The sequence below is a fragment of the Mycobacterium sp. genome, from assembly GCF_036273375.1.
Taxonomy (GTDB): Bacteria; Actinomycetota; Actinomycetes; order Mycobacteriales; family Mycobacteriaceae; genus Mycobacterium.
This window is the reverse complement of sequence record NZ_DASUHS010000284.1, coordinates 1-8,035: the sequence shown is the minus strand read 5'-3', so window position 1 is coordinate 8,035 and position 8,035 is coordinate 1. Positions and strand designations below refer to the sequence as shown.

Below are 8,035 nucleotides of genomic sequence, written 5' to 3'. Positions count from 1 at the left end.
CGTCGCAGTTAACCTTTGGCGCCCTTGATGTCGGACACATCCGATAGCCGATCGTTGATCGGTCCCGGGCTCGGGGGTCTCATTGCAGTGGTTTCATGAAGGACCACAGCCCGCCTTCGGGGTCGCGGGCGCTGTATTCGCGGTAGCCGTAGGGCATGTCGGTGGGTGGACAGAGAATCTCCGCACCTTCGGCTAGCGCGTGCTGGTGGTGCGTGTCGACGTCGGCGACCATCACCGCCGTGGTGCCGGTGGCCGCGCCGAGGGTCTTGGGAGACGCCAGGCCGAATTGGGGTGAGACCTGGTGCAGCCATATCGTGCCGTCTCCGGCTTGCACCTCGCCGTGCACGCAGGTGCCGTGTTCGTCATGTTCCAGGCGTCCGGCGCCGAGACCGAACACGCGCACGAGGTAGTCGTGGATGGTGGGGATGTCGTCGTAGACGAGAATGGAGATCCGTCGTTGTACCGGGTCGTCGACCATGGTCATGTCCTCTATGATTTGTAGGAATTCGGCGGTGGTTGGGGGTTTTTCGCGTACGAGTGCGGTCAGCATCTGGGACAGGCGTCGGCGCAATGCGGAACTGACGCCGATGTGGTGATCGAGCAGGTCCCGGTGATGCAGCATGGCGTGATACAGATCCCAGTCAGGCTCATCGAGTGCGCGCGCGATGTCGGCCAGCGGCAGGCCCGCGCGGCGCAGCAGGCAGATCCGGTAGAGCCGACGAACGTCGTCATCGTCATACACGCGGTGACCGCCCTCGCTGCGGCGGGACGGCCGCAGCAAAGCGATTTGGTCGTAGTAGCGCACGGTGCGGATCGAGAGTCCGGACGCCCGCGCGAGTTCACCGACCTTGAATCCGCCGCCGCCAGTTGTCATGACTGAGACAATAAGGCGTGACGTCACGTCACCTTCAAGCCGAAGCACTCCGACCAGACCTGCTAACCGGAGCAACGCTGCCTCTCATTCGAAAAGGGCGTCGAGCAGGTCCTGTCCCGTTTGATGGCGCGCTGCCCATGCCTTGCTTATGCAGGCGGACACCATGCTTGTCCGGCGGGGTCTTGCCGACGTGGTTGCCGACGAAGAGTTGCTCATAGAGGATTCAAGACATGGTGGTTCGTCGAGTGGTGCCGGATCTCAGTGCCCACTCACTGGAGACGGCCAAGAGCTTCTACAGCGACGTGTTAGGAATGCTCCCCGTGATGGACCATGGCTGGATCGCTACTCTGGCCCATCCTGAGCAGCCAAGTGCGCAGCTGAGCCTGATGACCCATGACGCTACCGCGGCCGTCATCCCGGATGTCTCGATCGAGGTCGACGATGTCGACGCCTGCCACGCTGCGGCGCTCCGAATAGGTGCCGAGATCGTCCGACCGTTAACTGACGAGCCGTGGGGCGTGCGCCGCTTCTTCGTCCTCGATCCCGACGGGCATGTGATCAACGTGCTCACTCACACTGGGCCTTAGTCCTGAAACTAAAAATTTCAGGAGAGATAGAGCCCCGTCGCGCATGGTGCAGCCCGTCCCACGGGCTGTCACCGCAACGACCATCCCGTTCGCAAGCGAAGTTCACAGAGTCAACCGCGGCGGTCAACCGAGCGCCGTTCGAAAAGGCCGCAACCTCATCGAGACCGGCATTATCGTCATCGGGACAGCCGATCCTTCCGGAGCCCGCGGGCAGCGACTTGCGAAGTCACGGGTTTCGTGTGACGAAATAGCCTGCGCCACAAAGGCTATGGCATCGGCGGAGCGCATGTTGGATGAGGACCTACAAATTTACTGGAATCTGTTGGTTCTTGTTCCGATGGCCTCTCCCTAGGGGCCGGGGGCCATCACGTTGCAGTCCTATCGGCTGGATCAGCGCGGTGTCGGCAGCTTTCCGGCGATTAATCGTCCGATGCTGGGTCGGTCAGGTAACGCTTAAGGATAGGTCCGATCCAAACGAGTGACCATCGCCCACTGGTACACCGAAGGCATTCGACGCTGGACTACCGCACCCTGAACCGCGACGTGCCAGATGCAGCCACCGCTGAGCGACCCATCTCACCACCGGGCTGACGCACGAAGTCGAGACACGCATGTGCGAGATAAGAACTGAGACAGCGCCACTGGGAAAACTAGCTGGCTGTGCCGGACACGCCGGTCAGGATCGCGTCCAGGAGTCCATCGAATCGGGTGCCACGTTTATCGCCTGTCGTGTAGTTCAACACCTGTAACAGCAAGGTGCCGATAAGCGCGGTAGCGATTGCATCGAGATCAGCGTCGCCGCGAAGTTCCGCTCTCTCGGTGGCGTGGCGCAGACGTGTCATCAGCCCGGCGTGCTGCGGGGCAGTCAGTCGTTCGTAGAGAGCGTTGTTGTCCGACGGATTCGACGCCGCCGCAGCAATGAGTGCTCGGATCAATGCCGCGTTCGGAGGGTCCGCGGCGAACTCGGCGTGCTCGATCAGCCACGATTGCAGGTCGGTACGGATGTCGCCTGTGTCGGGAACGCCGAACGAACCGCCGCGTCCGTATGCGTCCAACACCGCATCAGCCACCAAAGGCGCTTTGGACGGCCATCGCCGGTAGAGGGTCTTCTTTCCGACCTGCGCGCGTGCGGCCACGCTTTCCATGGACAGTTGTGCGTAGCTGTCGACCGCTAGAAGTTCTCGGGCGGCCTCGAGGATCGCCTGGTCCAATTGGGCGTCTCGTGGTCTGCCGCCGCGATCGTCGGACATCCGGCGAGCTTAGGCGGTACAGCCCTGCCTGGCCGCAAAGGGCGTCGGGCCGAGGTCGCTGCCGAGTCGATATTCGCGACCGAGCGCCCCATGGGGTAACTTGGTTTGACTTACGACACGAATCGTGTCGTATCACTAGAGACATGCGCTTCGCGAAGAAAGGACCCGTCGGTGACCACGCTCTCTTTGCAGGTGCCCAAGGGTTGGGACGAGATCACGCCGGACTGGATGTCCACGGCGCTAGCGGAGCGCCATCCGGGTGCCACGGTTAAAGACGTGACAGTCGCATTGCGCGACGACGGCACGAATCGGCGTGCCCGGTTGGGGTTGACGTATTCGGCTGGCAGCGGTCCGGCAACAGTTTTTGTGAAGGCCGCCGACCCTGCGCACAAGGAACTCATCCGCATGACCAGCGGCATGTTCCATGAGCCACGGCTATTCAACTCGGGTGTGGACCTGCCGCTGGAGCACCCGATGGTCTACACCGCTTTGATCGATGAAGACGCTTATGACTTCTTCGTGGTCATGGAGGACCTCAACGCGCGCCAAGCCGATCCACGCGACTCCACCAGACCGTTGTCGGTGCAGCAGGCCGCATCGGGTGTGCGCGGGCTGGGTCGTATGCACGGTCAGTATTGGGGTGAGCGAGTCCTCAACCATCGCGCGCTCGGTTGGCTTGAACCGTTTGTTCCATGGGACGGAATGCAGTACGCGCCGCTTCCGTCGGCCCTTGAGCGGCTCGGCGACGATGCTCCTGATGAGGTGATGGCGCTGAGCATCGAGGATCTCATTGAGTCGATTTGGAAGCCCTACATCGCGACGTTGACCGCATCGCCTCAGACTCTGCTCCACGGTGACCCTCACATCGGCAACACCTACGTACTGCCCGGCGGCGAGGTCGGTTTCCTTGACTGGCAGGTGGCTCGGCGGGGCAACTTTTCGCTCGACGTGGGGTATTTCTTGCAGGGCGCTTTGACTATTGCCGATCGCCGCGACCACGAACGCGAGCTGCTTGCCGAGTATCGCGATGCACTCGCGTTACCTACTGACGAGATGCCGACGATGGATGAGGTTTGGTTGCGTTATCGCGCCTCGGTGGCTCACGGCCTGACTCTGTGGCTGTGTACGGCCAGCGGCGACGGTGGCCTATGGCAGCGCGCCGAGGTCGCGGTCACGTTGGCTCAGCGATACGCGGCCGCCTACGCCGACCTGGACACCAAATCCGCGCTCGCCGACATCGCGACCTAGACAAATCATCTCGTATCGGAAGGGTGGTTGATGAGTTCAGACGTGCTCGTCGTGATCGGAGTCGGCGGTATGGGTCGTGCTATCGCACGACGCCTCGGAGCCGGCAAGGCAGTGATACTCGCCGACTTTAACGAGTCGACCTTGCATGCGAGCGCCACTGCACTTTCCGATGACGGGTATGACGTGCACGCCCACACCGTCGACGTGGCCTCAGCGGCGTCGGTGGCGAACCTTATCCACGCGGCGCAATTGCGTGGTCCGGTGCGACAACTGGCCCACACTGCTGGCCTGTCGCCATCGCAAGCGACCACTGAAAAGATTTTGGCTGTCGACCTTCTCGGCGTTGCGCAGATCGTCGATGCCTTCGGCGAAGAAATCAGCACGGGCGGGGCTGGCGTGGTTATTGCGAGCATGGCCGGGCATATGGTCCCACCGTTGCCCGCCGAGCACGCGCACGCTCTCGCCACCGCTTCGCCGAAAGACTTGTTGACGCTGCCGTTTATCACCGCCATCGACAATCCCGGCTCGGCCTACGTTATTGCCAAGCAGGCCAATCTTCTTCGCGTGCAGGCCGCCAGCCGTATGTGGGGAAAACGCAACGCTCGTATCAACTCCATCAGCCCAGGCATCATCTCCACGCCGATGGGCCGCTCGGAGCTGGCCTCCCCGTTGGGCGAAGGCATGCGAGCCATGGTTACCGCTTCGCCTGCCAAACGCCTGGGAACACCCGAGGATATCGCCGCGGCCGCAACCTACTTGCTGGGACCCGAGGCATCATTCATCACCGGAACCGACCTGCTCGTCGACGGCGGCGTAGTGGCCGCAACATAAAACGCGTCTAAGTGCTTGTAGGCCACGCATCACGCAGGCCTCCGACGGTTACCTGCACACGCTCGTCAATGGCGTCGAAATATTGGACGGCGAAACAGTCATCGGAAGATCGCACGCAAGGGTCGTTGCTCCTGCGATGCTGTCTGGGGCCTCCTTCGGAGATCTTGCACGCGCGCAACCGCGGCGACGGGACTGGACATCCTCGACGTCCGGCAAGCTGTCGAGATTCAGCGAAGATTGACAGGAATCGCCGGGCTACTTTGACAAGATCTCGGCGTGTCGCGAGAGCTTGTTAATCTTCGTTGCAAAAGCCCAGGTGGGGCGGCTCATGCGCTGCGTCATGCTCGTCAGCGAGACATCAACAGGCGCCAGTTTCACCCGGTCAGTAGACATGCTTTTGTGGATCGGCGCGGCCGTCTTCGACTCTGTGGGCGCATTTCTATCACCGATCGACCCAAGCTCTGACCGGTCAATCATCATGTGCGGAGCTGTGAAGGGCGCCGTATCGAGCAGTACCTCGACGGCCGTGTCGTAGCCGTAAACATGGTCGCCATCGTTCTCACAGAAAGATCCGAACCAAACCCTGTGGCGGTTTAACCCCTAGGCCTCGGTTTTAGAGATCCGGGAGTGGCCGTCGGATCGTGTCTTTGAGCCAATAGCTACAGCGAAGGCACCGGTGCGGGGACGAATGAGTTTCATTCGATTACTGCCTTAATTCGTTCAAGGGTCGTTGTCATGTCACGAATGTTGCGTCTGCGACGTAATTCGCCAAAAAGAAACTGAATGACCCGCGGCATTCCATAGTTTTTCACCCAGAATGACTCAGTGACATCCGTGCCGGACGGGGTGGGGGTAAACCGGTAATGCCAGTTATTCACGGGCTTGTCGCCAAGAAGCACCTGAAAGCCGAACTCGCGGCCTGGCTCACAGGCGGTGATGCGGCAGGTTGTCCAGTACACGGGCCCGATTTCATTTCGTTTCACGTGCCCTCTGAAGCGAACCCCCACGGCAGGGCCAGTTGCTCCGTCTAACCACTCAGCCTCAAACGTCTCCGGGGAGAACCGGCCCGTGTTGCGTACATCGGCTACTAGATTCCAAATGTCGTCGGCCGGTGCCTTCATGTGCACCGTCACGGATTCATGCATCCGGGAAGCATAGCCATGCCTCGACAACTCACAATAGATCGCCGGCATATCAGCCACGGATGCAGTCGCACACTCAACGAGAACGGTCTCATTTCCAGAGAAACGAGAGCGACCAGATCCTGTCTTCGCGTCGGGTGCATTTGGCGGCGGTCGTTTATGCACGCTCATTCCGCTGAGTGCTGCAGTCCAGGCTGCGTTCAGTGGCTCGATGCTTGACAGCATCCTTTTAGGGGAATTGGCCGGTGAATGCGCGCATCGCTTGCACGTGGTCATCGGGGCCGGTCATGGCGATTCGGGTTGGTAGGGCACGGCCGCCCGGCCACGGCACAAGGTCATCGGACCGGGCCGCCATCAGTCACCTGTGTGCCGGCTTTGGAACCCAGCCGTTCCCTCTAAGGTCGGACAAGTCCCCGAGGGCTAAGCGGGAACAGTCCTCCACACCCGATCCCAACTCCAGATAACCCTCTCGCGCATTCTCAGTAATCTCGGTCAGCCACAATTCATTTGGGTGCAGACCGATGAAACTTGGGGCTCGGCCAGGCGTTTGACGAGCCACGGGGGCGGCCGTCTCAGCAGCGGTAGATGCGCTCGGCGTTGGCCGAGAAGAGCTTGTCCCGGGCGCCGGCGCTGAGGCCAGCAGTGATCGCCGAGTAGGAGGAGTAAAGCTCATCGAAGGTACCGTGCATCGCATCAACGGGAAAGTTGCTCGCGAACAGGCAGCGGTCGACGCCGAAAGCGTCGATGGCGTACTCAAGCCACGGAGCCAGCGCATCGACCGACACCGATCCCAGCGGCATGGCCAGGCCGGAGAGCTTGCACAGAACGTTATCGCCGAGGCTTGCGAGCGCGTCGATGCCCTCAGTCCACAGGGCACGCTCGTCATCAGATCCGTTGCGCGGCCAGCCCGCATGCTCGATGACCACGACGAATCGCGGTGCCCCTCCAGTCCCCGGGCCGCAGCGAGCAGTTGATCCGGATGAGTCATCACTTCGAACAAAAGATCGCGCTCGGCCAGCGCGCGCAGCACCTCGTCCGAGGGCAGCGGGCCCTCGAAAGCCCCCATCGGACGGACGCCGCGGAAGCGGGACGCCGTCGACTGCTCGTCAAGGAACGCCACCGCCTCGGCAACCGAGTCGGTCGGCGGCAGGCCGCCGATGATCGCATCAGGGTGCCCCGTGGATGCCGCGGTGGTGTTCGACCCGGACTTCTTCGCCTCGCACGGGGCGCCATATGAGGCGATGGCACGGCTTCGCGCGAACACGCCCGTGCACCCGGTGGACCTCCCCGGCATCGACCCCACGGTGTGGCTGTGCACCGGCTACGACGACGTCCGCGCTATCAGCCGCGACGACAAGACGTTTTCGTCCCGCTTCGGCAACACCCTGGTCGCGGTGGAGATGGTGGAGACCTCGGCAATGCTGCCCGGCATCGACCCGCCCCGCCACACTCACTTCCGCAAGCTCATCAACCGGGGATTCACCCCGCGCAACGTGCTCCGCCTAGAAGACAGCATCCGGCAGACCGCCCGGGCCATCGTCGACGAGGTAGTGGAGAAGGGTGAATTCGACGCTGTCCCGGACATCTCCGCAGCGATCTCGTTGAGCGTGATCGCAGAGGTCATGGGCGTGCCCCAAGCTGACCGTCACCAAATCTTCCACTGGAGCAACGCCATCGGAAGCCTGGGTATCGAAGATGAGGACTATGCGCCGGACCAGGGCGCGATCGGCACCGCCGTGCACCAAATGTTCGGGTACTGCCACGATCTGGTGGCGCGGCGGCGCGCCGAGGGCTTGACCGACGATATCCTCTCGGCCCTGCTGGCCGCCGAGGTCGACGGAGTCGGGCTCAACGAAGACCAGCTGAACGAATTCTTCCTGCTGCTCTCCGTCGCCGGCAACGAAACCACCCGCAACACCCTCAGCCATGCCATTCTGGCGCTTTCCGAGCATCCCGACCAGCGTGCAGCATTGGCCGCGGACCCATCGCTGATACCGGGTGCAGTCGACGAGATGTTGCGTTGGGCCACACCTGTTTTGCACTTCCGGCGTACGGTGATGGCGCCGACGCAGCTGTCTGGTCAACAGCTGGATGAAGGCGACT

At 62.0% G+C, this 8,035-nt stretch carries 8 protein-coding genes; 4 read left to right on the top strand and 4 right to left on the bottom strand.

The genetic code is table 11. The annotated features are described in order from the left end of the window. Positions 1 to 79 precede the first annotated feature (79 nt). Complete coding sequence (locus tag VFW69_RS25095; RefSeq protein ID WP_526505762.1) at positions 80 to 874, bottom strand: VOC family protein; 795 nt, start codon at positions 872 to 874, stop codon at positions 80 to 82. A 230-nt stretch (positions 875 to 1,104) separates the two neighbouring features. Here VFW69_RS25095 and VFW69_RS25090 point away from each other — a divergent pair, with 230 nt between their 5' ends. Then, positions 1,105 to 1,461, top strand: a complete 357-nt coding sequence (locus tag VFW69_RS25090) for a VOC family protein (protein ID WP_526505760.1) — start codon at positions 1,105 to 1,107, stop codon at positions 1,459 to 1,461. A 650-nt stretch (positions 1,462 to 2,111) separates the two neighbouring features. On the opposite strand, the gene VFW69_RS25085 is transcribed toward VFW69_RS25090, so the two are convergent. After that, complete coding sequence (locus VFW69_RS25085) at positions 2,112 to 2,711, bottom strand: TetR/AcrR family transcriptional regulator (protein WP_526505758.1); 600 nt, start codon at positions 2,709 to 2,711, stop codon at positions 2,112 to 2,114. A gap of 228 nt (positions 2,712 to 2,939) precedes the next feature. On the opposite strand from VFW69_RS25085, the gene VFW69_RS25080 reads away from it, so the two are divergent. Beyond that, positions 2,940 to 3,959, top strand: coding sequence for a phosphotransferase (locus tag VFW69_RS25080; protein WP_526505764.1), 1,020 nt, complete (start codon positions 2,940 to 2,942; stop codon positions 3,957 to 3,959). A 30-nt stretch (positions 3,960 to 3,989) separates the two neighbouring features. Next, complete coding sequence (locus tag VFW69_RS25075) at positions 3,990 to 4,790, top strand: SDR family NAD(P)-dependent oxidoreductase (RefSeq protein ID WP_526505756.1); 801 nt, start codon at positions 3,990 to 3,992, stop codon at positions 4,788 to 4,790. Between the two features lie 695 nt (positions 4,791 to 5,485). On the opposite strand, the gene VFW69_RS25070 is transcribed toward VFW69_RS25075, so the two are convergent. Both VFW69_RS25070 and VFW69_RS25065 read right to left on the bottom strand, forming a co-directional pair. After that, positions 5,486 to 5,935 (bottom strand): SRPBCC family protein, encoded by a 450-nt coding sequence (locus tag VFW69_RS25070; RefSeq protein WP_526505754.1) that lies wholly within the window; start codon positions 5,933 to 5,935, stop codon positions 5,486 to 5,488. 569 nt (positions 5,936 to 6,504) lie between these two features. After that, positions 6,505 to 6,858 (bottom strand): amidohydrolase family protein, encoded by a 354-nt coding sequence (locus VFW69_RS25065; protein WP_526505752.1) that lies wholly within the window; start codon positions 6,856 to 6,858, stop codon positions 6,505 to 6,507. Between the two features lie 252 nt (positions 6,859 to 7,110). Between VFW69_RS25065 and VFW69_RS25060 the strand changes: the two genes are divergently transcribed. Continuing rightward, the coding region (locus VFW69_RS25060) for a cytochrome P450 (protein ID WP_526505750.1) at positions 7,111 to 8,035 on the top strand (925 nt) is incomplete at its 3' end.